This window comes from Streptomyces sp. NPDC051064 (assembly GCF_044455985.1).
In the GTDB taxonomy this organism is placed as follows: domain Bacteria; phylum Actinomycetota; class Actinomycetes; order Streptomycetales; family Streptomycetaceae; genus Streptomyces.
Window position 1 is genome coordinate 137714 of the sequence record NZ_JBITFK010000003.1, and the last position, 25539, is coordinate 163252.

Here is a 25539-nt window from a genome sequence, read left to right on the forward strand (position 1 = left end):
ATCCTCCGCAACACTGATACGCACTGGGGTGGACGGCCGCTCTACAGCGTCACCGAACTCGGCAAGGGTGAGGCGAGCCTGTGGATGGTCGAGCGCGTCGCGGCGAACGAGACGGTTGCGGTGATCGGCGCCGGTGGCGTGGGGCTCAACGCGGTGAGCGCGGCGCGGATCGCCGGGGCCTCCCGCATCGTCGCGGTCGACGTGCAGGACGGCGAACTCCGGCGTGCGCTCGCCTTCGGCGCCACGGACGTCGTCATCAGGTCCCGCTCCGACGGTTCGTGCCCACCGGGAGGCGGCCTGTCGACGTTGCGTGCTTCCGGGGCCCGCTCGTAACGTGACCGGTGTCCGTCGAGCCGGCCCGACCCGGCAGGCCTCCCCCACCCTTGAAACCGGGTACGCATGAGTCAGTCACACTCCGCCTTCGGCGCATGGTACCGGCCGATGGTCGCCCGCCTCGCCGGCGAGGAACACCGCACGGCGACCGCGCTCGAGCTGTTCTTCGACCTGTGCTTCGTCACCGCCGTCGCCCAGGCGTCGGCCGCCTTCGAGCACGAACTCGCCGAAGGCCACATCGGGCACGGGGTCCTCGGCTACGCCATGGTGTTCTTCGCCATCTGGTGGGCGTGGATGAACTTCACCTGGTTCGCCTCCGCGTACGACACCGACGACGTGCCGTACCGGCTGCTGACTCTGGTCCAGATCGCCGGCGCCCTCGTCGTGGCCGCCGGTGCGGCCGAGGCCCTCCAGCACCAGGACTTCACCGTCATCACCTGGGGCTACGTGATCATGCGGCTGGCCATGGTCACCCAATGGCTGCGCGCCGCCCGCTCCGACCCCGGACGGCGGCGCTCCTGCCTGCGTTACGCGGTGGGCATCCTGATCGTGCAGGTCGGCTGGGTCGCCCGCCTGGCGCTGCCGGAGGACTGGGGCCTGCCGACGTTCGCCGTCCTGGTCCTGGCCGAGATCGCCGTCCCCGTCTGGGCCGAGAACGCGGCCATGACCCCCTGGCACCCGCACCACATCGCCGAGCGATACGGCCTGTTCACGCTCATCGTCCTCGGCGAGACCATGACGGCAGCCACGGCGGCCGTCCGTACGGCCCTCGACGAGGAGACGGCGCTCGGCGACATCGCGACCCTCGTCGTCGGCGGCGTACTCACCGTGTTCGCCCTGTGGTGGCTCTACTTCTCGCAGAACGCCCCGCAACGGCTCACCGGCCTCAAGGCGGCGCTCCTGTGGGGCTACGGCCACTACTTCGTCTTCGCCTCGGCTGCCGCGGTCGGCGCCGGACTCGCGGTCAACGTCGCCCACGCCACCGGTCATGGCCACCTCTCCGACCACGCCGCCGCGGCCACGTTCACCGTCCCCGTGGCCGTCTTCATCACCCTGGTGTGGCTGCTGCACCACCGGGCGGAGGAACTCCGCAGCCGCAACGACCTCATCCACCCCGTGGCCGTCCTCGCCGTACTGGCCGTGACGTTCACCCCGGCCCCGGTCCTCGCCACCGGCCTCCTGGCCGCCGCGCTGGTCGCCGCCACGCTGGTGGTGGCGGCGCGAGCGCGCGGCGGGGCTGATCTCTCCAAGGCCGCTACGTGAACCGGAGTTCGGCCGGATGCGACACGCGCCGCAGGAGCGGCAGGGATGTCGCCGCGGCCAGCAGGCAGGCCGCGTAGACCACCACCGGAACGAGGAGCGGGAGCAGGGGGACGGGCCCGCCCACGAGCGTGGCGTACGCCAGATACACCACCGTTCCCCCGGCGCCGGCGAGCAGAAGCGCGGGCGCCAGAGGGAGCGCGGTCTCCAGGAGCGCGGCTCGGGCCAGGACCCGGTGCGGCACCCCGGCAGCGGCCTGGGCCGCCAGGCCTCTGCGGCGGGTGGCCAGCGACTCGGCCGTGCCCACGGCGAGGCCGCAGAGGCTGATCGCCAGGGCGACCAGGACGGCGGATCCGGCCAGGTCGATGCCGGTGGTGTAGAACGCCAGGCTCGCCGGCCGGTAATCACCCTCCGCCAGCGCTGCGAGCAGCACTCCCCGGACCCCTACGAAGCCCACGCCGACAACGGTGACCAGCAGCAGCGCGGCATGGGTCCGCGCTGCCGCCCACGGGTCCTGGGCCAGGCGGCTCGCGGCGATGAGCACCGCGGGGTTCTGGGCACGGAGGGTGAGCCTGCGGCCCACGAATGCCGCGAACGCTCCGCTCACCCAGACCGCACCCGCCCCGGTGAGGAGCACCAGGCCGAGGACCAGCAGCGCGAACGGCTTCACGCTTCGGCCGGCCGGGGACAGATGCAGCAGTGCCGCCGTGGCGATCAGCCCGACCGCGAGCAAGGAGACGAGCGCCGCCCGGCGTCCCCGGTCCGGGCCTGTCCTGCGCACATGGTCGAGGGGTGAAGCGACGACGTGACGCAGTGCGAAGACGCTCACCGGCGCGGCGACCACCGGAACGGCGAGTACGACCACCACGAATCCCGCCCAGGCCATCGGAGGCGGAGTGTGTCCCGCTACGGCGAGGAACACGGCGAACGCGGCGAACCCGGCTGCCGAGCCGGCCAGGCAGGCGAACGCGGACTCCACCGCGGCGATCCTCCGCACCTGTGCGGGGGTTGCTCCGGCGAGCCGCATCCCGGCCATCCTCCGGTGACAGTGCACGGCGCCGATGCGCGCGCACTGTCCGAGGAAGCCGAGAACCGGGACCAGCAGCAGCACGAGCGCGAGCACCACGCCCCCACGCTCGCCGGGCTGGTCGAGCAGGCCGTGGGCGTACGGGATCGAGACCTGCCCCTGCACGGCGGCGACCGTGGCTGCCGCGAGGGCGAAGCCCGTGGCGAGAAGGGCGCCCAGGAAGGTGAGGGAGATCCTCCACCATTCACGGCGTTCGGAGCCGCGCGCGAGTGTCCAGGCGATACGGATGTCAGACCTCACGGCGAGCCGCCTCCCGCGCGAGGACATCGGCCGGGGCGGAGTGGACGACCCCGTCCCGCAGCCACACCTCGCGGTCCGCGTAGGCGGCGATCTGGGCGTCGTGGGTGATCAGCAGCACCGCCGTACCGATCTCCCTCGCGGTGTGCACCAGAGCGGTCATCACCTGCTCCCCGGCGAGTGAGTCGAGAGCCCCGGTCGGCTCGTCCGCGAAGACGGCCTTGGGCTCGGTGACCAAGGCGCGCGCCAGTGCGACGCATTGGCTCTGACCGCCACTCATCTCGCCGGGACGCAGGCCGGCCTGCCCCCGGACGCCGAAGCGTTCCAGCCACTCCCGCGCCTTCTGGTGCGCCGGGCCGCGGCGTGTCCCCGCGAGCAGCAGCGGCAGCGCGACGTTGTCGAGCGCGGTGAGCTCGGGGATCAGCTGGCCGAACTGGAACACCACCCCGAAGTCGCTGCGCCGCAGCTCACTGAGCCGTTCTTCCGACGAATGGTCGAGGTGTTCGCTTCCGTAGGCGACGACTCCCTCGTCGGGGCGGACGATGCCGGCCAGGCAGTGCAGCAGGGTGGACTTCCCACTGCCGCTGGCGCCGGTGACGGCGAGGATCTCGCCTGCGCGGAGGTCGAGCGAAGCGCCTCGCAGCGCCTCGGCCCTCCCGTACGCCTTCTTCAGGCCGCGCGCCGTGATCAGCGCGGCCTCCCCCGTGAAGAGCCGTTCGTCCGGTGTGATCATGCTGCGTTGACCTCCGCGGTCAGGGTGTCGATGCGGGCGGCGGTAGTGGTCATCCACCGCACGTCGGCGTCGAGATGGACAAGGGCGTAGTCGGCCGAGAGCACCGTGCTGAGATCGGCGCCCGGCGCGGTCTTGAGTGCGGTGAGCTCGCGCATGCGCTCCATGTGGGCGGCGCGCTGGGCCCTCAGATGCGCCGTGGCGTCGGGCTTCCGTCCGTCCTGGCCCGGCTGCGCGGGGACCGCCGCGACGAGGATCGAGACCACGACCTTCGCGAAGATCTCGTTCGTCACGAAGGGCGCGGGCGCGGTGATCTCCTCGGCCCAGCGGTCCAGTTCACGCGATCCCTCACCGGTGGACCGGTAGAGGGTGCGCTCCGGGCCGCCGTCGGAGTCGGTGCCGTCGACCGCGGCCAGGCCGTCACGTACCAGGCGTTGCAGCGTCGTGTAGACCTGCCCGTACGCGAGCGGGCGGGCCTGCGGGAAGCGGGCGTCGTACTGCCGCTTCAGGTCGTAGCCGTGGCAGGGCCCGGCCGCGAGCAGGCCCAGGAGGACATGACGGGTACTCATGCGCGGACTATATCCTCAGTACATGTACTGAGTGAATAGTGAGGACCGAGATCCCGGACGCGCGTCAGCCGCCGCGGCATGTGCCGCGGCGGCTGACGGGGGGGCGGAAGGAGTCCTCGGCTCAGGTCACCGGTCCAGCCACTTCTTCCAGGTGGCCGGGTGTTTCTCGATCCAGCGGGTGGCCGCCTCGTCGGGCGTCAGGCGTTCGGAGGCGATCAGCTCGGAGACCTCGTTCTGGTCCTTCTCCGACCACTTGAACTTCTTCAGGAAGGCGGCGGCTTCCCCGCCGCGCTTCGAGAAGTCCGCGTTGAGGTACTTCTGGAGCGGGGTCGTCGGGTACGCGCAGTCGATGTCCGCGGGGTCCTTGGCCGCGCAGGCGTCGGAGTACTCCGGGAGCTTCACCTCGACCATCGGCACCTCGTTGAACAGCCACTGCGGCTGGTACCAGTAGCTGAGGAAGGGCTTCTTCTCCTTGGCGAACTGCTGCATCTGCGTGATCTGCGCGGCCTCGGAGCCGGCGAAGACGACCTTGTAGTCCAGGCCGAGATTCTTCACCAGCGCCTTGTCGTTGGTGACGTAGGACGGTGAACCGTCCATCAGCTGGCCCTTGTCACCGCTCTCCGCGGTGCGCAGCTCGTCGGCGTACTTGTCGAGGTTCTTCCAGTTCGTGACGTCAGGGTGCTCGTCCGCCCAGTACTTGGGGACGTACCAGCCGATGTGGCCCGTGACTCCGAGGTCGCCCCCGGAGACGATGGTCTTCTTGTCCTTGACGTACAGCTGCTCCTGGTCGGGGTAGCCCCAGTCCTCCAGGATGGCGTCCACCCGGCCCTGGCTGAGGGCGTCCCAGGCGGGCACCTCGTCGGTCTGGACGAGGTCGACGCGGTAGCCGAGCTTGTCCTCGAGGATCTTCTGCGCGACGGCGACGTTGGCCTGTGCGCCGACCCAGGACTGGACCGAGAGGGTCACGGTCTTGATGTCCGCGGGTGCCGCGAACGGGGAGGCCTGCTTGGTCATGTCCGCCGCTCCGCAGCCGGTGACGGCCAGCAGCGCGCCGGCCGAGGCGACGATCGCGGACGTGCGGAGGCGGGCGCGGGTACGGGTGCGAGCCATCTCAGCTCTCCTTCCGCTGGCGGCGGGCGGTCGGCTGGGTGACACGGTCCAGCATCAGCCCCAGGCAGACGATGGCGGCCCCCGCGACGAGGCCGGTGGCCAGGTCGCCCTGGGCGAGGCCGAACACGACCTCGTAACCGAGTGCGCCGGAGCCGACGAGACCGCCGATGATGACGACCGCGAGGACCAGGACGACGCCCTGGTTGACGGCCAGCAGCAGTGCGGGCCTGGCCAGGGGGATCTGGACCTGGCGCAGCTGCTGACCGCTGGTGGCGCCGAGCGAGCGGGCGCACTCCATCGCGGCGGGGTCGACGCCCCGCAGTCCCTGGGTGGTGATGCGGACGACGGCGGGGAGCGCGTAGACGACGGCCGCCGCGGCGGCGGGGGCGCGGCCGACGCCGAAGAGGGCGACGACCGGGATGAGGTAGACGAACTGCGGCATCGTCTGGAAGACGTCCAGGACGGGGCGCAGCAGCCGTTCGAGGCGCCTGCTGCGCGCGGCGCCGACGGCGATGCCGAAGCCCAGGACCAGGGTGACGGCGACGGCGGCGATGACCTGGCTGAGCGTGTCCATCGACAGGTCCCAGACGCCGAGAACTCCGATGGCGGCCATGGCCAGTACGGCGGTGAGCGCGGTCCGCCAGGTGCCGATGGTCCAGGCGAGGGCGGCGACGATCAGCAGCACGCCCCACCACGGCAGGCCCTGCAGTCCGCTGCGGAGCGGGTTGAGGATCCAGTTGGTGAAGTGCGCGGCCCAGTCGGCGGTTCCGCCTATGAGGGGGATGCCGGTGTAGAGGTGGTCGACCATCCAGTCCTTGGCCGTGTTGACCGGTTCCGCGATGGCGACGATGCCGCCCTCGGGCCAGACGCGGCCTCCGGTGAAGCGGCCCACGACGGCTACGGCGAAGGCGATCAGGGCGGCGAGCCCCCAGCCGCGTACCCCGCGCAGTGCCTGCGGACCGGTGGGTTCCGTACCGATCTTCCGGCCGGCCGCCTCGGTCGTGCGGTCCAGCACGACGGCCAGCAGCACGATGGGGATGCCCGCGGCGAGCGCGGCTCCGACGTCGACGGAGGAGAGCGCCTGGTAGACGCGGTCGCCGAGACCGCCGGCTCCGATGACGGAAGCGATGACGGCCATGGACAGCGCCATCATGATGGTCTGGTTGAGACCGAGGAGCAGCTCCTTGCGGGCCAGCGGCAGCCGCGCGCTGAGCAGGCGCTGCCTGCCGGTCGCGCCGAGCGAGGCGACGGCCTCCATGACGCCCGCGTCGGCGCCGCGCAGTCCGAGTGCGGTGAGCCGGGCCATCGGCGGAGCCGCGTAGACGACGGTCGCGAGGACCGCCCCGGGCACGCCGATGCCGAAGACCAGCACGACGGGCAGCAGATAGGCGAAGGCGGGCAGCACCTGCATGGTGTCCAGGACGGGGCGCAGGACACGGAACGTACGGTCCGAGAGGCCGGCGGCGAGTCCGAGGAGCAGTCCCAGCATCACGGAGGTGAGGACCGCGACGGTCATCAGGGCGAGGGTCTGCATGGTCGGCACCCACATGCCGAGCAGCCCGCAGACGAGGAAGGAGAGCCCGGCGGTCAGCGCGAGGCGCCATCCCGCCGTACGCCAGGCGACGAGCGCGGCGACGGCGGTGACGCCGGCCCAGCCGAGTGCGAGCAGCGCCAGGTAGACCCCGCGCACCGACAGGACGACGGCGTTGCTGATGTGGCCGAAGAAGTAGAGGAACAGCGGGTGACTGTCGCGGTTGCCGATGATCCAGTCGTTGACGTCGCCGAGCGGTCCGCTCAGGTCGACGGTCAGGGCGCCGGGCCAGAGTCCGCCGCCCCAGCGTGCGTGCGCGAAGGGTACGGCGACGGCGGCGATCACCAGCAGGAGAAGGATCTTGCCGAGGGCGGGCCGGTCGCGAAGGAGGCCGAGCGGGCCGCTCCCCGGAGGCCCGGAGGCGGTACGCGTGGTGGCTTGGGCGGTGGCCATCAGACAGCCACCTCGCGGGACTCCGAACCCGCGACGACGTCGAGCAGGCACGCGTGGTCGACGACACCGAGCAGCTTGCCGCCCTCCATCACCCGTGCGACCGGTTCGCCGGAGCGGGCGACGGCCTCGATGGCTTCGGAGACGGTGGCGCCGGGCCGGACCGCGGGGCCGTTGTCGCTCTCGCCGGAGGTCGGCGGGCGCATGGCCCTGGCGACGGTGAGTACCTGTTCGCGGGGGACGTCCCGGACGAATTCGCGTACGTAGTCGTCGGCGGGCGAGCCGACGATCTCCTCGGGGGTACCGAGCTGGACGATGCCGCCGTCGCGCATCAGCGCGATGCGGGTGCCCAGCCGGAGCGCCTCGCTCAGGTCGTGGGTGATGAAGACCATCGTGCGGCCCTCCTCGCGGTGCAGCCGGACGACCTCGTCCTGCATCTCGCGCCGGATCAGCGGGTCGAGCGCGCTGAACGGTTCGTCGAAGAGGAGGACGGACGGGTCGACGGCGAGTGCGCGGGCGAGGCCGACGCGCTGCTGCTGCCCGCCGGAGAGCTGGGCGGGGCGGCGGTCCTCGAGACCCGCGAGACCGACCTTCTCGACCAGTTCGGCGGCCTTGGCCCGGCGTTCGGCCTTGCCGAGACCCTGGATCTCCAGGCCGTAGGCGACGTTGTCGAGGACGGTGCGGTGCGGCAGCAGCCCGAAGTGCTGGAAGACCATCGCGGCACGGTGGCGGCGCAGTTCACGCAGCCGGGTGGTGTCCATGGCCAGGACGTTCTCGCCGTCGATGGCGAGGGTGCCGCTGGTGGGCTCGATGAGCCGGGTCAGACAGCGTACGAGGGTGGACTTGCCGGAGCCCGACAGGCCCATGACGACGAAGACTTCACCCTTCTGCACGTCGAAGGAGACGTCACGCACGGCGGCGGTGCAGCCGGTGCGCTCGCGCAGTTCGGCGGGGGGCAGAGCGGCGTACTCGCTGTTGGGGATGCGGTCGGCCTTGGGGCCGAAGACCTTCCAGAGGCCCTTGACGCTGAATACAGGGGTGCCGGCTTCGGTCATCGGACATCGCCTCCGGTGGTCGGGGTCGCTCGGAGCAGCTCGGCGCACTTCTCGCCCACCATCAGGACGCCGATCATGGGGTTCACCGCGGGCATGGTGGGGAAGACGGACGCGTCGGCGATCCGGATGCCCTCCAGTCCCTGGATCCGCAGCTGGGGGTCGACGACGGCCGCCGGATCGCCCTCGGCCCCGATCCGGCAGGTGCCGGCCGGGTGGTAGACGGTGTGCGCGACCTTGCGGGCGTACTCGCTGATGTCCTCGTCGGACGTGACCTCGGGCCCAGGGCACACCTCGCGCTTGAGCCAGTGGGCCAGCGGTTCGGTCTTCGCTATCTCGCGGGCGAGCTTGATGCCGTCGACCAGGGTGCGGCCGTCGTAGTCGTCCTCGTCGGTGAAGTAGCGGAAGTCCAGGGCCGGTTTGACCTCGGGGTCGGCGCTGGTGAGGCAGAGACGGCCGCGGCTGCGTGGCTTGGGGATGTTCGGGGTCATCGACACGCCGTGCTCGGGCCTCTCGTAGCCGAGGCGCTCCGGGTTGTCGGTGAAGGGGATCTGGTAGAAGTGGAACATCAGGTCGGGGCCCCGGGATCCGGGGTCGCGCCGTACGAACAGACCCGCGTCGGAGTCCATCGCGGAGTTCTCCGGGATGGGACCGTCGGTCTCCCAGACGATGACCGACTCGGGGTGGTCGAGCAGGTTCTCGCCGACGCCCGGTGCGTCGTGGAGGACGGGGATGCCGAGCTCGGTAAGGTCCTTCGCCGGGCCGATTCCGGAGTGCATCAGCAGCCGGGGCGTGTCCACCGCGCCCGCGCAGACGATGACTTCACGGGCGGCGCGCAGCAGCATCTCCTCGCCGTCCTTGGTGCGTACGTGCACCCCGGTGGCCCGGTTGCCGTCGAACTCCAGGCGGTACGCCCATGTCTCCAGCAGGATCGAGAGGTTGGGACGGTCACCGGCCTCGATGTGCGGGTGGAGGTAGGCGACGGACGCGGAGGAGCGCTTGTTGTTCTCCGGGTGGTAGGCCAGGTCGAAGAAGCCGGCTCCCTCGTGGAAGGGCTTCGTGTTGAAGCTGTCCACGCGCGGGACGCCGGCCGCCGCCTGGGCGGCGTCGACGAAGTCGCGGGCGATGGCGTTCCGGTCCTTCTCGTCGACGGGCACGATGTTGTTGCGCAGCCGGGCGAAGTAGGGGTCCATCGCGGCGGCGTCCCAGCCGTCGGCGCCGGCCTCGGCCCATTCGTCCCAGTCGCCGGGCAGCGGCTTGAAGCTGATCAGCGTGTTGTGCGAGGAGCAGCCGCCGAGGACGCGGGCGCGACTGTGCCGGATGTGGGAGTTGCCGCGGGGCTGTTCGGTGGTGGGGTAGTCGTAGTCGAGGTCGCCGCCGAGCAGGCCGAGCCAGCGGCGGAGGGTGAGGACGTCCTCGCGGTCGATGTCGGTGGGGCCGCCCTCGATGACGGTGACAGTGACGTCGGGGTCCTCGGTGAGGCGGGAGGCTATGACCGAGCCGGCGGTGCCGCCTCCCACGATCACGTAGTCGACAGGTTCGGGGCGTGCGGTGCTGGGGGACGGGGGCATCGGTTGCTCCTTCTGCAAGGTGCTGGCGTATGTGGTGCTGCGAACAGCGGGGCGGGGAGGGAGACGGCCTGTTCAGCCGGCGAACCAGCGCTGCGGACGCGGGTTGAGGTTCTGGTAGATGTGCTTGGACTCGCGGTACTCGGCGAGACCGGTGGGCCCGAGTTCCCGGCCCGTGCCGGACTTGCCGAAGCCGCCCCACTCGGCCTGCGGGAGGTAGGGGTGGTAGTCGTTGATCCAGACGGTGCCGTGCCGCAGCCGCCCGGCGACGCGCCGGGCGCGGCCCGCGTCGGTGGTCCACACGGCGCCCGCGAGACCGTAGTCCGTGTCGTTGGCCAGCGTGACGGCCTCTTCCTCGGTACGGAAGGTCTCGACGGTGAGGATCGGGCCGAAGGTCTCCTCGCGGACCACCTTCATCTCGCGGTGGCAGCCGTCCAGGACGGTCGGCCGGTAGAAGTAGCCGCTCGCGGGCCGGATGTCGGAGGGTTCGGGGCGCGCTCCGCCGGAGCGGACGACCGCGCCCTGCCGGCGGGCAGAGGCCACGTACGCCTCGACCTTGGCGAGTTGCTGCGCGGAGACCAGCGGGCCGCACTCGACGCCGTCGACGGTGCCCCGTCCGAGCCGGATCGCGTCGGCGCGGCGGGCGAGTTCGGTGACGAAGCGGTCGCGGACGGACTCCTCGATGATGAGGCGGGCTCCTGCGGAGCAGACCTGGCCGCTGTGGAAGAACGCGGCGTTGAGCGCCTGGTCGACGGTGGTGTCGAAGCCTTCGTCGGTGGCGCAGGAGTCGGCGAACACGACGTTGGGGTTCTTGCCGCCGAGCTCCAGGGCGACCTTCTTGACCGTGGGCGCCGCGGCCTGGGCGACCTTCGTGCCGCTGGCGAGCCCGCCGGTGAAGGAGACCAGGTCGACGTCCGGGTGTTCGGAGAGCCGTGCGCCGACGGGGTCACCGGCGCCGGTGACGAGGTTGGCGGCGCCGTCGGGAAGTCCTGCCTCGGCGAGCAGCCGGATCAGGTGGACGGTGGAGAGCGGAGTGACCTCGCTGGGCTTGAGCACGAAGGTGTTGCCCGCGGCGAGTGCCGGGGCGATCTTCCAGCTGGCCTGGAGCAGCGGGTAGTTCCACGGTGCGATCAGGGCGCAGACACCGACCGGTTCGTGCACGACGACGCTGTGGACGTCGGGGTCGCCTGCGTCGACGACCCGGCCGCCGCTCTCGTTCATGACGAGGTCGGCGAAGTAGCGGAAGGCGTTGGTGACGTCGTCGACGTCGACGCGGCCCTCCTCCAAGGTCTTGCCGGTGTCGCGGCTCTCGGTGATCGCGATCTCCTCGCGGTCCCGCTGGAGGAGCCCGGCGACCCGCCGCAGCAGATCGGCGCGCTCGGCGACGGGCCGGTGGGGCCAGGGGCCGTCGTCGAAGGCCCGGCGGGCGGCGGCCACGGCCGCGTCGGTGTCCTCGATGCCGCCCTCGGAGACGAGGGCGAGGACGGTGGCGTCGGCGGGGTCGAGGATCTCGCGGCTCGCGCCGGAGACCGCGTGGCGCCAGGCGCCGTCGATGTGCACGGTCTCCAGCACCGCGTCGCGCGGTGCGGCCGGAGCCGACGGGTGAGAAACCGACATGTAGTGATCTGCCTTCCGTGCCTGAATTGCTCCGCACCGGTCCGGCCGAGCACTGCTGCGTGCCGGTGTCCGGGGTATGGCGCACCAGCAGCCTGGACACCTGTCCGGCCCACCGGGATGTATGCCGAAAAGTTCACTCTGAGTGACGCGACTCACTCCCGCGAGGCCCGGCGGCCCTAGCAGACTTCGCCGCGCGACGCCCCGAGGAACAGAGATACGACACAATCGCGCAACATTTAATCTTTTTTCAGATGATTGACGGGCAGACGAAAAGTTCGTACTCTACAGCCTTGTGCCGCCCGCCCGACGGCATGTCCCCGCCCGGCGCGGGCCCGGCATGTCCGACCGCGTCCAGGCCGGCGCACAACGCAGCGCGGCGCCGCGGTCGGGGAACGGCCGGCCGCACACAAGTCCCGGACTCCCTCACACCGGGCGCCCCGTCCCTACCAGCGCTTCGCACCACGTATGGAGAGGCTCATGGCCACAAGACCTGTCGCGGCCGTCACTGTCACCGCCCTGCTGCTGTTAGTCACCGCCTGCGGCAGCGGCGGTGAGCAGGCCGACCGCAAGGGAGGCGAACCGGTGCGTGGGGGCACGTTCACCTACGCCGCCGCAGTAGGCACCTCCTGCCTCGACCCGCACACCAGCCCCGGCGACATCACCGCCGTCGTCCAGCGCAACGTCTTCGACTCCCTGGTCCAGCTGGACGCCAAGGGCAGGCTGCACCCCTGGCTCGCCACGTCCTGGACGGTCTCCGAGGATGCCCGCACCTACACCTTCCAGCTGCGCGACGACGTCACCTTCCACGACGGGACCGCCTTCGACGCCGCAGCGGTGAAGGCCAACCTCGAACACATCAAGGACCCCGCCACCAAGTCGCTGTACGCCGCCGCCCTGCTCGGCCCCTACAGCGGCAGCGAGGTCCTCGGCAAGCACAGCATCAAGGTCACGTTCTCCGAGCCCAACATCCCCTTCCTCCAGGCGGCCTCGACCCCGTATCTCGGCATCGCCTCGCCCCGCTCCCTGACCGAGTTCAAGGACAAGCTCTGCGCGGGCGGGACGTACTCGATCGGCACGGGCCCGTTCCGCGCGGAGCGGTACGTGAAGAACGACCGGGCCGAGTTCGTCCGCAACGAGGACTACGCCTGGGCCGCGCAAGGCGCGGCCCACCAGGGCCCGCCGCTCGTGGACAAGCTCGTCGTCCGCTTCCTCCCCGAGGACTCCGTGCGCACGGGCGCCCTGACCAGCCGTCAGGTCGACGCGGCCGCCGTTCCTGTGACCTCGTCCGCGGCCGTGCAGCGCGACGATTCCCTGCGGCTGACCACACAGCAGGCCCCAGGCGCCTCCTACTCCCTCTACCTCAACACCTCCCGCGGCCCGCTCCGCGACGAGCGGGTACGCCGGGCCTTCCAGCAGTCCGTCGACGTGGACGCGCTGGTCAAGAGCATCTACCGGGGTGAGTACGAACGCGCCTGGAGCCCGCTGAGCCCCGCCACACCCGCCGCGTACGACAAGTCCATCGAGGGCGCGGTGGAGCACGACCCGGCGGCCGCCGCCGAACTGCTGGACGAGGCGGGCTGGAGCGGCCGGGACTCCAAGGGCTATCGCACCAAGGACGGGCAACGGCTCGCACTGCACTGGCCGTTCATCGGCGCCCTGGTACGCGACCAGCGCGATGTGCTGGGCGAGGCCGTGCAGGCCGAACTGAAGAAGAACGGCATCGACCTGGTCCGCGACCCGGTGGAGACCGGCGCCTATTTCGAGCGCTACGGCACGGGCGACTACGACGTGTGGGACAACGCCTGGGTCCGCGCCGACCCGGCGATCCTGGCCGGCTTCTACCTCTCGTCCAACCTGCCGGCGGCGGGCGGCCAGAACGTCTCACGCACCGAGGACGACCAGGTCGACAGCTGGCTGCGGGCGGGCGCCGGCGAGGCCGAGCCGGCCGAACGCGAGAAGTCGTACGCCAAGGTGGAGCGCTGGGCCGTCGACCACGCGACCGTGCTCCCCCTGTACGTACCGGTCACCTCCGTCGGCATCGCCCGCGGCGCGGAGGGACTGACCTTCGACGCCAACGCGTGGCCGCAGTTCGCCGGGGTCTGGAAGAACACGAGGTGAGCGGGGTCTTCCCACCCGTCGCCCGCTGGCTGCTGCACCGCGCGGTCGGCGCCGTGCTGGTGCTCTGGGGCGCGGCGAGCCTGACCTTCCTGGTACTCCATCTCGTGCCCGGGGACCCGGTGACGACCCTGCTCGGCGCGTCGGCCACCGACTCGTCGGCGCTGCGTGACCGGATCCGGCACGAGTACCACCTGGACGACCCCGCGGCGGTGCAGTACGTCTCGTTCCTGTCGAGGCTGGCCACGGGCGACCTGGGCACCTCCTACCAGCAGCAGCAGCCCGTCTCGCTGATCATCGGTGAGCAGCTCGGCGACACCGCCCAGCTGGCGCTCAGTGCCCTGGCGCTGCTGGTGGTCACGGCGGTGGTCATGGCGTCCGCCACCGCGGGGCGGCGGCGCCGGGTGCGGGGCGCGGTGTCGGGAGCGGAGCTGGTGGCCGTCTCGACGCCCGCCTTCTGGCTCGGCATCGTGCTGCTGACGCTGTTCTCGTTCCGGATGAACGTGTTCCCGGTGGCCGGTGCGGGCGACTGGCGGTCGCTGGTGCTGCCGGCCGTCACGCTGGCGGTGCCGTTCGGGTCCCTGCTCGCCCAGGTGCTCCGGGAGGGGATGGAGGCGGCCCTGCACCAGCCGTTCGCGCTCACCGCGCGCTCCCGGGGGCTGAGCGGTGCGGGGCTGCGGCTCCGGCACGCGCTGCGGCACGCCGCCGTGCCGGCCGTGACGCTGAGCGGGTGGCTGGCGGGCGGCCTGCTGGGCGGGACGGTTCTGGTGGAGACCGTGTTCGCCCGGCCGGGCCTCGGCCGGGTGGCCCTGGACGCCATCTCCGGCCGTGACATCCCCGTCGTCGTCGGCCTGGTGCTGCTGTCCGCCCTCGTCTATCTCGTCGTCAACGCATGCGCGGACCTGCTCTGTCTGTGGGCGGATCCGCGGCTCAGGAGCCCCGCATGAACGCCCCTCCCGCCGGCCTGGCCGTGGCGCGGCCTTCCTCCGTCCCGCTGCGCGAGCGGCTGGCCGTATTCCGGCCGGGGCCGGCGCTCGCCCTGACCGTGCTGGCCGTCGCCGCCGTCGCGTGCGTGAGCCCCGGACTGCTGTCCCACGCGTCCGCGACCGACGCCGATCCGGTGGCCGCCCTGCTGCCCCCCGGCGCCGAACACTGGTTCGGCACAGACCAGTTGGGCCGTGACGTGTACGCCCGGGTGATCCACGGAGCGCGCCACTCCCTGCTCCTCGGCGTCGGCGCCACGGTGCTCGGCGTCTCGGTCGGTCTGCTGATCGGGCTGCCCGCCGCGCTGCTCGGGCGGTTCGCGGACCAGGTGGCGATGCGGTCCATGGACGTGATGCTCGCCCTGCCGGAACTGCTGCTGGCCCTGCTGGTGATCGCAGTCGTCGGGCCCAGCTCCGTGAACGCGGCGCTGGCCATCGCGGTCTCCTCCGTACCCGGTTACGCACGCCTCGTCCGGGGGCAGGCCCAGGTGGTGCGCAGGGCCGAGTACATCCGCTCCGCCGTCGGGCTCGGGCTGCGCCGCCGGACGGTGGTGCTACGCCATGTGCTGCCCAACACGCTCGGCCCGCTGGTCGTGCCCGCGACGCTCGGGGTGGGCACGGCGATCATCTCCGGGTCGGCGCTCAGCTTCCTCGGCCTCGGCCCGAAGGCACCCGCCCCCGAGTGGGGGGCGATGCTCGCCCAGGGCAGGGATGCGCTGCAGAGCGCGTGGTGGATCGCGGTGTTCCCAGGGGCCGCGATCACCCTGTCGGTGGTCGCGGTCACCGTGGTCGGGCGGCAGCTGCACCTCCGACTTGAAGGCAGGCGAGAAGCGTGAGCGCTCCCCCGAAGGGCTCCGTACCGGACACCGGGAGCGAAGCCGCGGCGTCCACCGCCGTCCTGGCGGTCAGCGGCCTGACCGTCTCCTTCGGCCACGGCCGCAGGCGCCGGACCGTCGTCCACGACGTCTCGCTGGCCCTCGCACCGGGCGAATGCCTGGCGCTGGTCGGCGAGTCGGGATCCGGCAAGAGCGTCACGGCCCGGTCCCTGATCGGGCTGGCCGGTCCCGAGTCGGCCGTGAGCAGCGAAGGAATGCGGGTGGACGGCGTGGACACCACCGGCTTCCGGGAACGGGACTGGCGCGCCGTGCGCGGCCGGGTCGTGGGCCTCGTGTCGCAGGACGCCCTCCAGGCTCTGGACCCGCTGCGGCGGGTCGGCGCGGAAGTCGCCGAACCCCTCCTCGCCCACCGCCTGGCCACTCGCGCGCAGGTGCCGGGCCGGGTGACCGGGCTCCTCGCGGCCGCGGGGGTCCCGGAACCGGAGCTGCGCGCCCGGCAGTATCCGCACCAGCTGTCCGGCGGGCTGCGCCAGCGGGCCCTGATCGCCTCGGCGACGGCGGGCGGCCCCCGGGTCCTGATCGCGGACGAACCCACCACCGCCCTGGACGTCACGGTCCAGGCCCGGGTCCTGGAACTCCTGCGGGAGCTCAAGGAGTCGGGCACCGCGTTGCTGCTCATCAGCCACGACCTCGCCGTGGTGGCACAGCTCGCGGACCGGATCGCGGTGATGACCGAGGGGCGGGTGGTGGAGTCCGGGCCGGCTGCCACGGTGCTCGGCTCCCCGCAGCACCCGTACACCCGGACGCTGATCGCCTCGGTCCCCGGCCGTGTGCCCCTGCCGGTGCGGACCCGGCCGGTGGAGCCGGCCGGCCGGCCCCTGCTGTCCGGGGCCGGCCTGGTCAAGAGGTACCGCTCCCCCGGTGGCGGGACGCGCACCGCCGTCTCATCCGTCGACTTCACGGTGGCTCCTGGCGAGACACTCGGTGTGGTGGGCGAGTCCGGTTCCGGCAAGAGCACCCTGGCGGCCATGGCGATGGGGCTGCTGGCCCCCGACGAGGGCCGGGTCCTGCTGGACGGCGAGCCGTGGAGCGCGCTGGACGAGCGGCGCCGACGCCCCCTGCGCCGGGGCATACAGCTGGTCCACCAGCACCCGCTCGGGTCGTTCGACCCCCGGTTCACCGTACGGCGCCTGCTGGACGAGGCCCTGTCCGTGGCAGGGCCCGGCCGGGCCGCGCGGCGCCGGGAGCGGGCGGCCGAGCTGCTCGACCAGGTCGGTCTGGACACGGCCCTGCTGGAGCGCAGGCCGGCCGGGCTGTCGGGCGGACAGCGTCAGCGGGTCGCGATAGCCCGCGCGCTGGCCACGTCGCCCCGGCTGCTGGTCTGCGACGAGCCCGTGTCGGCGCTGGACGTGACGGTGCAGGCCCAGGTCCTGGAGCTGCTGGCCCGGCTCCGTAGGGCCTACGGCCTGGCCATGCTGTTCATTTCGCACGATCTGGCCGTGGTGCAGCAGGTCAGCGACCGGGTACTGGTGATGCGTGACGGCGTGGTCGTCGAACAGGGGCCTGTGGCCGAGGTCCTGGGCTCACCGCAGCACCCGTACACCCGCCGGCTGCTGGCCGCGGTCCCGCGCCTGCCGGGCACCGCCCCCTCTCCTGACCCCCGCACAACCCTGTGACCGCTGCAAAGGACGGAGCTCCATGCCCCCGCTCGACCTGACCGCCGACGACGTGCTGACCACCACCCGCGCCGTCCGCAAACGCCTCGACCTGAACCGGCCGGTGGAACGCGAGCTGATCGAGGAGTGCCTTCAGCTCGCCTCCCAGGCGCCCACCGGGCGCAACCGGCAGCGCTGGGACTTCGTCCTGGTCACTGACCCGGCCAAGCGGGCCGCACTGGCCGACCTGTACCGGCTGGGCCTCGCCCGGCCCCGCCAGCAGGTCGTGAGGGACGGCGTGAACCGCGGCGACCTGGTGCGCGGCCGGCGGATCGCGGACAGCGCCCAGCACCTCTTCGAGCATCTGCACGAGGTACCGGTGCTGGTGGTTCCGTGCATCCGCGTCCAGGGCCGGCACGAGAACAGTTCGCACGTCGGGCAGGCGAACACCTGGGGATCGATCCTGCCGGCCGTCTGGCAGTTCATGCTGGCGGCCCGCTCCCGCGGGCTCGGCACCGCATGGACCACCCCGCACCTGCACTACGAGCGGGAGGCGGCCGAACTGCTCGGGATCCCGTACGAGACGGTGCTCCAGGCCGCGTTGATCCCGCTCGCGCACACGATCGGCACGGATTTCCGGCCCGGGCCCCGGGTCGGCACGGAGGAGATCGCCCACTGGGACACCTGGTAGCCGTCATACGGACGAGGGCAGCCGCGCCGACGCAGGCACGGTTGCCCTTGTTTCGATGATGTGCAAACCTACGAACCATCAGAGTTGGCCCCGCACCCTCCGCAGTCAGAGGTGAGCGAGAGGAGAGAGCCGTGCGTACCCTGAGCCACCCCGCCCGGTCGGACATCGAGCTCACCGCGGTCTTCCACGCACTGAGCGATCCCACGCGCCTCACCATCGTGCGCGGCCTGGTCGGGATCGAGGAGCAGTCCTGCGGCAGCCTGGGCATCCCGCTCTCCAAGTCGACGCTCTCGCACCATCTCAAGGTGCTCCGCGACGCGGGCGTGACCCACACCCGCATCGAGGGCACCCACCGCTACATGTCGCTGCGCCGTGAGGACCTGGACGCCCGGTTCCCGGGGCTGCTGGATGTGGCCTTCGCCGACGACAGCTCGCGTATCTCCTGACTTCCGGTCGCGCCGGGCGGGACAAGGCAGCGAAGGGGAGCCGGACGAACCGTCCGGCTCCCCTTCGTCCATGGGCAGCCCGCGTCGTCGCGCATGGCCCGGACGCCTCCCGGCAAGCCCGTCCGGGCGGCGGTGCAGCGGTTCAGAGGAAAGCGAGCACCCGGGCCGGGCCGCCTGTGCCGCCCGCGTGGCGGGGAGCGCCGACGACGGCGACCGCGCCCACGTCGGGGACGGTGCCGAGGCCCGCGAGGCATTCGACGCCGTACTTGCCGGCGGGCAGCAGCACCCGGTGCGTGTACGGGTCGGCGGGGCGGGAGCCCGGGTCGAGGCTCGGCGAGTCGGTGCCGACGCCGACCACGGAACGCTCCTCGACGAGGAAGGCCGCAGCCTCCACCGAGATGCCCGGGAAGCGGTAGAGCCCCTCCTTCTCGTCGAAGTTGAGGAACGCTCCGGGAGTCTCGATCCGCACCGCCCAGTCGTTGTCGACGGCGAGCAGGGCCCCGTCGGGGATCCGGCCGTTGCGGCTCTCCCAGCTCAGCAGGTCGTCGACGGTCAGTTCGGTGACGTGGTCGCGGGCGGCACGTTCCCCGACCCGGACCACCGCGAGCGGGGCGACCAGGGTCTCCACCGGGATCCGCTCGACGGAGAGGCCGTCGTCGTCGAAGTGGAGCGGTGCGTCGATGTGGGTGCCGATGTGCTCGTTGTACGTCAGTTCCAGCGCGTTGTACTCATGCTCCGCGAGGTTCGCCAGACGCCGGATCTCCATCGGCTTGACGTAGAGGTCGAAGACCGGCCAGTCGGGGCCCACGACGTGGGTGAGGTCACGGACGGTGCCGGTGGGAAGCGTGACCCGCGCGGCGGGGCGTTCCGCGGCGGGGGCTGTGGAGCCGTGCGTGCCGGGACTGCCGGACTCCGACGGGAGGGACGCGGCGACGGTCTGGGGGTTGCACATGGAAGCACCTTCCGTTCGGTCGGCATCCGGGAGCCGACGCTAGACTGAGGGGCGAAGACATTCTTTGGATGGACAATCCGACATCACCGGATGGCCCGCCGTCCTGGACCGCAGGAGGAGCAGTCATGACCGCCACGCAGCCTTCCCGTATCGCCTCGAACAGCCGGGAGCCGAGGGCCGGCGGACGCGACCGGTACTTCTCCAAGCTGGCGCAGGAGCGCCCCGACATCGCGATGTGCCGGGCGACGACCCTGGTGGCCCGCGCGATCGACGAGGAGCTGTCCGGGCACCACCTGACCGTGGCCCAGCACCTGGTGCTGAAGATGCTGCACGATGTGGGCCCGTGTTCCCAGCAGGAGCTCAGCGAGCAACTGCGCATCGACCGAAGCGTGATGGTCGGGTGTATCGACGGCCTGGAGGATTCCGGTCTCGTGCGGCGTGAGCGCCACCCCCGGGATCGCCGTGCCTACGCCGTGACGCTGACGCCGGAGGCGGGGCCTGCGCTGGAGGAGGCCGAGAACGGCGTACCGCGGTTGCTGGACAGGGCGTTCGGCGCCCTGACCGCGTCGGAGCGGCGGACCCTGACCCGGCTGGTGGGCAAGATCCTCGACGTGAACTGAGCTCCGGCCCGGTTCCGTTCCGATGCGGGACACCACGCCTCCTGGACAGCAGGTAGCATCTGTTTGATGGTTCGCAATCGTTAGAACTATAGAAGCACGTCAAAGTATCGAGCGATGGGCAGGCCGTGTCAACGACGCGGCCCCGGAGCCTGGGCACGGATACGCCAGGCGGCCCGGCGCGCGTCGCGCACCGGGCCGCCTGATCGTCAGGGAGCGAAGGGTCAGACGACCGTGACCGTCCCCGCTCCCGCCGCCACCGCACCGGATTCCTCCAGGCTCACGCGGTACGGCCGGTCACTGCCCTGCGCCGTGACCCGCGTACCGCTGCGGTCCCGTACGACGCGGAACCCGGCCGCGGTGGCGCCGGACAGGTCCGGCACGGTGACCGTGCTCTCGCCGGTTCCGGAGCCGAAGATCCGCAGGGTGAGGCCGTCGAGCCAGTCCCCGTCCGGGCGCTGGTCGTCGGCGCCCCACGGGAGCACGGCGCCGTCCCTGACGAGCAGGGGCAGGCTGTCGAAGCCGTGCGTCTCGTGCCGCCAGGCGGGGCCGGTGACCCGCTCACCGGTGAGAAGGGAGGTCCAGGTGCCCTCGGGGACGTAGTACTCGACGTCGCCGTCCTCCGTGAAGACCGGGGCGACCAGGAGGTCCGGGCCGAGCATGTACTGCCGGTCCAGGGTGCGGGAGGCGGGGTCGCCGGGGAACTCCGCCAGCATCGGCCGCATCATCGGCACGCCGGTACGGTGCGCCTCCGCGGCCACTCCGTACAGATAGGGCATGAGCCGGTGCTTGAGCAGGGTGAACTTCCGTGCCACGTCGACGGCTTCCTCGCCGAACTCCCACGGCACCCGGTAGGAGACGTTGCCGTGGAGCCGGCTGTGCGAGGAGAGCAGACCGAAGGCAAGCCAGCGCTTGAAGACCGCCGGGTCGGGGGTCCCCTCGAAACCGCCGATGTCGTGGCTCCAGAAGCCGAAGCCGGACAGCGACAGGGAGAGACCACCCCGAAGCGACTCCGCCATCGCCGTGAACGAGGCGAAGCAGTCGCCGCCCCAGTGCACCGGGAACTGCTGCCCGCCCGCCGTCGCCGAACGGGCGAAAAGCACCGCCTCCCCCGCGCCCCGCTCCTTCTCCAGGAGTTCGAAGACGGTGCGGTTGTAGATCTGCGCGTAGTAGTTGTGCATCCGCTCGGGGTCCGAGCCGTCGTGCCAGACCACGTCCGTGGGGATGCGCTCGCCGAAGTCCGTCTTGAAGCAGTCGACACCCTGGTCGAGCAGCAGACGCAGCTTGTCGTTGTACCAGGCGCGGGCGGCCGGGTTGGTGAAGTCGACCAGTGCCATGCCCGGCTGCCACAGGTCCCACTGCCAGATGTCACCGTTGGCCCGCCGCACCAGATAGCCCTGTTCGGCGCCCTCCGCGAACAGGGCCGACTTCTGGGCGATGTAGGGGTTGATCCACATGCTGATGCGCAGCCCGCGCTCCTTGAGACGGGCCAGCATCCCCTCCGGGTCGGGGAAGACCTCGGGGTCCCAGAGGAAGTCCGACCACTGGTACTCGCGCATCCAGAAGCAGTCGAAGTGGAAGACGCTCAGCGGGATGCCCCGCTCGGCCATGCCGTCGACGAAGGAGGTGACCGTCTCCTCGTCGTAGGACGTGCAGAACGACGTGGTCAGCCACAGGCCGAACGACCAGGCCGGCGGCAGCGCCGGCCTGCCGGTCAGAGCCGTGTAGCGGGACAGGACGTCCTTCGGCGTCGGGCCGGCGACGACGTAGTACTCCAGCGACTGGTCCTCGACGCTGAACTGCACCTGCCCGACGGACTCCGAGCCCACCTCGAAGGAGACCTTGCCGGGGTGGTTGACGAAGACGCCGTAGCCGCGTGAGGAGAGGTAGAACGGGATGTTCTTGTACGCGAGTTCACTGCTGGTGCCGCCGTCCGCCTGCCAGATGTCGACGGTCTGGCCGTTCTTCACGTACGGGGTGAAGCGCTCACCGAGGCCGTAGACGTTCTCGCCGACCTCCAGGGCGAGTTGGGCGATCATGTGGTGGATGCCGTCAGGTGTGGTCGCGAAGGCGGTCCCCTTCGGATCCACTGCGGTGAGGCGCCGTCCTTCGCCGTCGAGGAAGGTGATCCCCCAGGGCCCGTCACCGTCCATGCGCAACGTCAGCGGTCCGCTGGTGAGTTCGGTGACCGCGCCGTTCCTGCGCGTGCGGGCCCCGGGCCCCGTGGTGTCGTCCGTCAGAAGGGCGAAGTCCGGCCCGCGCCGGGCCTTGCCCGCGTGATGGGTGGTGCGTACGCCGATGACGCCCTCGGCCGGGGAAAAGCATTCGACCGTGATCAGCGGGGTGTTGAGCGTGTCGCCGCGCGCCGCGACACGCTTGACCGACGCGTACGCGGTGAACCGGTCGGGGTCGACCCGCAGATCACGGATCTCGGTCGCGTAGGAGGCGCGGACGCCCTCACGCATCAGCCAGAAACCGTCGGTGAACTTCACACGGACTCCTTGCCGGGGACGACGTCGACGCGGGCGAGACGCACGGAGCCTTCGAGGCCGATACGCAGCTCCTGCACCCCCCGGAGGCCGAGCGCGGTTTCGAGGACGCGGTAGTCGTACGGTCCGCCGGTGTCCAGGAGCTGGAGCCCCAGGCTGCGGCCGTCCGCGTGCACGGTGAGGGTCCCCTCCCCCGCGGCCAGGAACCTCAGGCCGTCCACACCGTCACCGAAGTCGCATGCCCGGTAGACGAGTTGCCCCTCCGCGTCGGCGGAGGCGGGCGTGACGGCGTCACCCTCGGCCTTCGTGCGGTCGACGATCTCCGTGCCCTGCTGGACGTCGTAGTCGGCGGCCTCCAGGCCGCGTGCCGCCACCGGGCGCGGGCCTTGCGGCTCCCCGTCGACGACCGCTGTGGCCGTGAGCCGGATGTCGGCGCTCGACGCGCCCGCGAGGATCTCGTACGCGCCCGGCTCGACGGCCCACCGGCCGTGCGCCACGCTCCAGTGCCCCAGCTCCGCTACGGGCACGTCGAATTCGACCCGCTCCGCCGCGCCTGGCGCGAGGTGGAGCCTGCGGTGGCCGACGAGCTTGCGCAGGGGCAGGTCCGTCTCCCCCGGCCCGGCCGCGCGGACGTAGAGCTGGGCCACCTCGTCGGCGGGGACACTGCCGTCGTTGGTGACGGTCAGGGACACCCGCAGCCGCTCGCCGTCCACCTCCGTCCGCAGCGTGGAGTAGGAGAAGTCGGCGTAGCCGAGGCCGTGCCCGAACGGGAACAGCGGGGTCCCGTCGAAGTAGAGGTACGTCTGCCGGGAGCCGATGATGTCGTAGTCGAACAGGCCGGGCAGGTCGTCGTCGCTCGCGTACCAGGTCTGCGGGAGCCGTCCGGCCGGGGACACGTCACCGGCGAGGACGCGGGCGAGCGCGGTGCCCGCGGCCTGGCCGCCGTGCGCCGTCCAGAGCAGGGCCGGAAGCTCGTCCGCCGCGTCGCCGACCGCGTACGGATAGGCGGAGGTCAGGACGAGGACCGTACGCGGATTGGCGGCGTGCGCGGCACGCCACAGCCGGTCCTGCTGGGCGGGGAGGGCGAGGGTCGTGCGGTCCTCGGTCTCGCGGCCGTTGATATGGGGGTCGTTGCCCGCGACGACGATGACGGCGTCGGCCGCCGCGGCGGCCCGGGCCACGGCGTCGGCGCCGTGCTCGACGGTCTCCCGCTCGAAGACCGTGGCGGCGTCCCGGGAAATCTTCTCGCCGGACTCGGCAACCTTCGCTCGGCCGGCGGCGACAGACACGTACCCACCGGTCCCGATGTGCAGAAGGCGGTGCCCGCTGTCGTGCTCCTCCACCGCTTCCAGGCGGAACGTCTCCTGGACGACCCAGCCGCCCGGCTCGTCCGCGGACGCCCTGACGTATCCGTCGTCGGCGACCGAGAGATACAGCCCTTCATCGGTACGCAGGGTGAGAACGCCGTCGCCCCAGTCGACGAGGGCCAGTTCGGTGGCCTCCTCGCCGCAGGTCAGCGGGGGCAGGTCGGTACGTCCGGCGAGGAGGGCCGGGTCGAGGGCGCCTTCCGCGCCCCGTGCCTCTCCGTCCGCCGCCCCTTCGGCCGCGGGCACCTGGAGCCAGCCGTCGGAGCACTTCAGTCTGATCCGGTCCACGCCCTCCGCGAAGAGGACGTTCTCGGCGCCGTACCGCTCGCGGATCCCGTCGAGCGGCGACGAGCGGTGCATGAGCGTCCCGCTGTACCAGTCGAGCTTGCAGGCGTCGCCGAGAAGCCCGACGACGGCGACGGTCCGGCCGCGCCTCGGCTCCAGGGGCAGCAGGCCGTCGTTCTTCAGCAGGACGACGGCCTGTTCCGCCGCCTCCCGGGCGAGTGCCCGGTGCTCCTCGGTGTCCAGGGCGTCCACCTTCGCGTACGGGTCGAGCTCCGGGTCGAACTCGCCGAGCGCGAAGCGCATGGTGAGCAGCCTGCGGACCGCCGTGTCGATGTCGCTCTCGTCGATGAGGCCCTTGGCGAGCGCGTCCCGGATGCGGCCGGTCATGACCGTGGAGTCCGTGCCGTGGTCGGTGAAGCTGTCGACGCCCGCCTTCAGGGAGGCCGCGGTGGCCTCCTCGTGGGTGCCGAAGTAGTGCTCGGAGTCGACCAGGTTGGAGGGAGCGCCCGCGTCCGAGCAGACGACGAGCGGCTGCTCGGTCCAGCGCCGCAGGTACTGACCGAGGAGCGGCGAGACGTGGTTGGGGCGGCCGTTGACGAGGTTGTAGGCCGGCATGACCCCGGCGACCGCCCCGGCGCGGACGGCGTCGCGGAAGGCGCGCAGGTCGTACTCGTGCAGGACGCGCGGGCGGACCGAGGAGGAGGCGGTGTCGCGGTCGGTCTCGTTGTTGTGCGCGAGCCAGTGCTTGAGCACGGGCGCGGTGCGCCAGTAGTGGGGGTCGTCCCCGCGCAGTCCCCGGGTGTAGGCGACGGCGATGGCGGAGGTCAGCGCGGGGTCCTCGGAGTACCCCTCCTCGCCGCGGCCCCACAGCGGGTGGCGCAGCAGATTCACCGTCGGCGCCCAGACGTTGAGCCCGACGCGGTCGTCCTGGGCGCGCTTGGCCCGCACCTCGTCGCCGACGGCCTCGCCGATGCGGCGGACCAGGTCGTCGTTCCAGGTGGCGCCGAGACCGACGGCCTGCGGGAAGACGGTGGCGGGCCCCATCCAGGCGACCCCGTGCAGGGCCTCCTGCCCGGTACGGAACGGGCCGAGGCCCAGCCGCTCCACCGCGGGGGCGAACTGGTGCAGCATCGCGATCCGCTCGTCGAGCGTGAGCCGTCCGAGCAGATCGTCGGTGCGCCGGGAGAAGGACAGCTGCGGGTCGCGGAAGGGAAACGGATGGTCCGTCACGTGCGGGTCCCCTTGGAGAGGTGGGAGGTTTTCGGGCTCTGCGGGCGCCGAGTGGTCCTTCGACGCGAGGAGAAGATCTTTCGAAGCGCTTCGATGCTCTGCGGCCGACCCCGTAGGTGTCAAGGGCGTTGCCGCATCGAAGAGCTCCCCCGGGCACACGGGACCCGCACCGTGGCGGGAAACGGTTCGGAAACAGGTCCGAGGAATATCGAAACGAACTCTTGTGTGGCCGTGACCCTTCACTTAACCTCGCTGCAACATCGAAGCGCTTCGACGAGGCAGTCCGTTGACCGCTTCAGCTCAGCCGGTGCAGTGCCACCGGCTCGGCC

At 71.5% G+C, this 25539-nt stretch carries 20 protein-coding genes; 9 read left to right on the forward strand and 11 right to left on the reverse strand.

The genetic code is table 11. From position 1 onward, the window contains the following. The first annotated feature begins 84 nt into the window (after nucleotides 1–84). Both ACIBCU_RS12545 and ACIBCU_RS12550 read left to right on the forward strand, forming a co-directional pair. The gene (locus ACIBCU_RS12545) at nucleotides 85–333 is read left to right on the forward strand and encodes a zinc-binding dehydrogenase (protein WP_399231064.1); all 249 of its coding nucleotides are present in this window, start codon (nucleotides 85–87) and stop codon (nucleotides 331–333) included. A gap of 66 nt (nucleotides 334–399) precedes the next feature. Then, a complete protein-coding gene (locus tag ACIBCU_RS12550; protein WP_362942946.1) occupies nucleotides 400–1596 on the forward strand; it encodes a low temperature requirement protein A in 1197 nt (398 codons plus the stop codon). On the opposite strand, the gene ACIBCU_RS12555 is transcribed toward ACIBCU_RS12550, so the two are convergent. From ACIBCU_RS12555 to ACIBCU_RS12590, 8 genes are all read right to left on the reverse strand, one after another. Further along, nucleotides 1589–2920 (reverse strand): ABC transporter permease, encoded by a 1332-nt coding sequence (locus ACIBCU_RS12555; RefSeq protein ID WP_362942943.1) that lies wholly within the window; start codon nucleotides 2918–2920, stop codon nucleotides 1589–1591. The two genes, ACIBCU_RS12550 and ACIBCU_RS12555, sit on opposite strands and share 8 nt — an antisense overlap. Next, entirely contained in the window at nucleotides 2910–3650 is a 741-nt protein-coding gene (locus ACIBCU_RS12560) for an ABC transporter ATP-binding protein (RefSeq protein ID WP_399231067.1), read from the reverse strand. Before ACIBCU_RS12560 ends, ACIBCU_RS12555 begins: the two co-directional genes overlap by 11 nt. Further along, nucleotides 3647–4216, reverse strand: coding sequence for a PadR family transcriptional regulator (locus tag ACIBCU_RS12565; protein ID WP_399231069.1), 570 nt, complete (start codon nucleotides 4214–4216; stop codon nucleotides 3647–3649). Before ACIBCU_RS12565 ends, ACIBCU_RS12560 begins: the two co-directional genes overlap by 4 nt. Nucleotides 4217–4342: 126 nt before the next feature. Then, nucleotides 4343–5326 (reverse strand): ABC transporter substrate-binding protein, encoded by a 984-nt coding sequence (locus tag ACIBCU_RS12570; protein WP_399231071.1) that lies wholly within the window; start codon nucleotides 5324–5326, stop codon nucleotides 4343–4345. A gap of 1 nt (nucleotide 5327) precedes the next feature. Further along, a complete protein-coding gene (locus tag ACIBCU_RS12575) occupies nucleotides 5328–7310 on the reverse strand; it encodes an ABC transporter permease (RefSeq protein WP_399231073.1) in 1983 nt (660 codons plus the stop codon). After that, the gene (locus ACIBCU_RS12580; protein ID WP_362938628.1) at nucleotides 7310–8362 is read right to left on the reverse strand and encodes a betaine/proline/choline family ABC transporter ATP-binding protein; all 1053 of its coding nucleotides are present in this window, start codon (nucleotides 8360–8362) and stop codon (nucleotides 7310–7312) included. The genes ACIBCU_RS12575 and ACIBCU_RS12580 overlap by 1 nt, the downstream gene beginning before the upstream one ends. After that, nucleotides 8359–9930, reverse strand: coding sequence for a GMC family oxidoreductase (locus ACIBCU_RS12585; protein ID WP_399231076.1), 1572 nt, complete (start codon nucleotides 9928–9930; stop codon nucleotides 8359–8361). The genes ACIBCU_RS12580 and ACIBCU_RS12585 overlap by 4 nt, the downstream gene beginning before the upstream one ends. Before the next feature lie 72 nt (nucleotides 9931–10002). Next, nucleotides 10003–11544, reverse strand: coding sequence for an aldehyde dehydrogenase family protein (locus ACIBCU_RS12590; RefSeq protein WP_362938622.1), 1542 nt, complete (start codon nucleotides 11542–11544; stop codon nucleotides 10003–10005). A gap of 477 nt (nucleotides 11545–12021) precedes the next feature. Between ACIBCU_RS12590 and ACIBCU_RS12595 the strand changes: the two genes are divergently transcribed. The 6 genes from ACIBCU_RS12595 (at nucleotide 12022) to ACIBCU_RS12620 (ending at nucleotide 18270) form a co-directional block, all read left to right on the forward strand. Next, nucleotides 12022–13662, forward strand: a complete 1641-nt coding sequence (locus ACIBCU_RS12595; protein ID WP_399231077.1) for an ABC transporter substrate-binding protein — start codon at nucleotides 12022–12024, stop codon at nucleotides 13660–13662. Continuing rightward, complete coding sequence (locus tag ACIBCU_RS12600) at nucleotides 13659–14606, forward strand: ABC transporter permease (protein ID WP_362938616.1); 948 nt, start codon at nucleotides 13659–13661, stop codon at nucleotides 14604–14606. Before ACIBCU_RS12595 ends, ACIBCU_RS12600 begins: the two co-directional genes overlap by 4 nt. Next, nucleotides 14603–15478 carry an ABC transporter permease gene (locus ACIBCU_RS12605; RefSeq protein ID WP_362938613.1) on the forward strand — a complete coding sequence of 292 codons (876 nt, stop codon included), beginning with the start codon at nucleotides 14603–14605 and terminating at the stop codon, nucleotides 15476–15478. The genes ACIBCU_RS12600 and ACIBCU_RS12605 overlap by 4 nt, the downstream gene beginning before the upstream one ends. Next, entirely contained in the window at nucleotides 15475–17154 is a 1680-nt protein-coding gene (locus ACIBCU_RS12610) for a dipeptide ABC transporter ATP-binding protein (RefSeq protein WP_399231080.1), read from the forward strand. The genes ACIBCU_RS12605 and ACIBCU_RS12610 overlap by 4 nt, the downstream gene beginning before the upstream one ends. 22 nt (nucleotides 17155–17176) lie before the next feature. Next, nucleotides 17177–17824 (forward strand): nitroreductase family protein, encoded by a 648-nt coding sequence (locus ACIBCU_RS12615; RefSeq protein ID WP_362938607.1) that lies wholly within the window; start codon nucleotides 17177–17179, stop codon nucleotides 17822–17824. Between the two features lie 131 nt (nucleotides 17825–17955). Beyond that, a complete protein-coding gene (locus tag ACIBCU_RS12620; protein WP_362938604.1) occupies nucleotides 17956–18270 on the forward strand; it encodes a metalloregulator ArsR/SmtB family transcription factor in 315 nt (104 codons plus the stop codon). A gap of 142 nt (nucleotides 18271–18412) precedes the next feature. Here the strand turns inward: ACIBCU_RS12620 and ACIBCU_RS12625 are convergent, their stop codons facing one another. Continuing rightward, the gene (locus ACIBCU_RS12625) at nucleotides 18413–19222 is read right to left on the reverse strand and encodes a cyclase family protein (RefSeq protein ID WP_362938601.1); all 810 of its coding nucleotides are present in this window, start codon (nucleotides 19220–19222) and stop codon (nucleotides 18413–18415) included. A 125-nt stretch (nucleotides 19223–19347) separates the two neighbouring features. Between ACIBCU_RS12625 and ACIBCU_RS12630 the strand changes: the two genes are divergently transcribed. Beyond that, entirely contained in the window at nucleotides 19348–19842 is a 495-nt protein-coding gene (locus ACIBCU_RS12630; RefSeq protein WP_362938598.1) for a MarR family transcriptional regulator, read from the forward strand. A 221-nt stretch (nucleotides 19843–20063) separates the two neighbouring features. On the opposite strand, the gene yicI is transcribed toward ACIBCU_RS12630, so the two are convergent. Together yicI and ACIBCU_RS12640 are read right to left on the reverse strand one after the other, a co-directional pair. Then, complete coding sequence (gene yicI, locus ACIBCU_RS12635; protein WP_399231084.1) at nucleotides 20064–22331, reverse strand: alpha-xylosidase; 2268 nt, start codon at nucleotides 22329–22331, stop codon at nucleotides 20064–20066. Further along, nucleotides 22328–25210, reverse strand: a complete 2883-nt coding sequence (locus tag ACIBCU_RS12640; protein ID WP_399231086.1) for a glycoside hydrolase family 3 C-terminal domain-containing protein — start codon at nucleotides 25208–25210, stop codon at nucleotides 22328–22330. The genes yicI and ACIBCU_RS12640 overlap by 4 nt, the downstream gene beginning before the upstream one ends. Nucleotides 25211–25539: the final 329 nt, after the last annotated feature.

Excerpts from the sequence above, each read along its gene's own strand:
- ACIBCU_RS12545 (WP_399231064.1), top strand. The coding sequence starts at position 85 with ATGGTCGAGCGCGTCGCGGCGAACGAGACGGTTGCGGTGATCGGCGCC.
- ACIBCU_RS12550 (WP_362942946.1), top strand. The coding sequence starts at position 400 with ATGAGTCAGTCACACTCCGCCTTCGGCGCATGGTACCGGCCGATGGTC.
- ACIBCU_RS12560 (WP_399231067.1), bottom strand. The coding sequence starts at position 3,650 with ATGATCACACCGGACGAACGGCTCTTCACGGGGGAGGCCGCGCTGATC.
- ACIBCU_RS12565 (WP_399231069.1), bottom strand. The coding sequence starts at position 4,216 with ATGAGTACCCGTCATGTCCTCCTGGGCCTGCTCGCGGCCGGGCCCTGC.
- ACIBCU_RS12570 (WP_399231071.1), bottom strand. The coding sequence starts at position 5,326 with ATGGCTCGCACCCGTACCCGCGCCCGCCTCCGCACGTCCGCGATCGTC.
- ACIBCU_RS12575 (WP_399231073.1), bottom strand. The coding sequence starts at position 7,310 with ATGGCCACCGCCCAAGCCACCACGCGTACCGCCTCCGGGCCTCCGGGG.
- ACIBCU_RS12580 (WP_362938628.1), bottom strand. The coding sequence starts at position 8,362 with ATGACCGAAGCCGGCACCCCTGTATTCAGCGTCAAGGGCCTCTGGAAG.
- ACIBCU_RS12585 (WP_399231076.1), bottom strand. The coding sequence starts at position 9,930 with ATGCCCCCGTCCCCCAGCACCGCACGCCCCGAACCTGTCGACTACGTG.
- ACIBCU_RS12590 (WP_362938622.1), bottom strand. The coding sequence starts at position 11,544 with ATGTCGGTTTCTCACCCGTCGGCTCCGGCCGCACCGCGCGACGCGGTG.
- ACIBCU_RS12595 (WP_399231077.1), top strand. The coding sequence starts at position 12,022 with ATGGCCACAAGACCTGTCGCGGCCGTCACTGTCACCGCCCTGCTGCTG.
- ACIBCU_RS12605 (WP_362938613.1), top strand. The coding sequence starts at position 14,603 with ATGAACGCCCCTCCCGCCGGCCTGGCCGTGGCGCGGCCTTCCTCCGTC.
- ACIBCU_RS12615 (WP_362938607.1), top strand. The coding sequence starts at position 17,177 with ATGCCCCCGCTCGACCTGACCGCCGACGACGTGCTGACCACCACCCGC.
- ACIBCU_RS12625 (WP_362938601.1), bottom strand. The coding sequence starts at position 19,222 with ATGTGCAACCCCCAGACCGTCGCCGCGTCCCTCCCGTCGGAGTCCGGC.
- ACIBCU_RS12630 (WP_362938598.1), top strand. The coding sequence starts at position 19,348 with ATGACCGCCACGCAGCCTTCCCGTATCGCCTCGAACAGCCGGGAGCCG.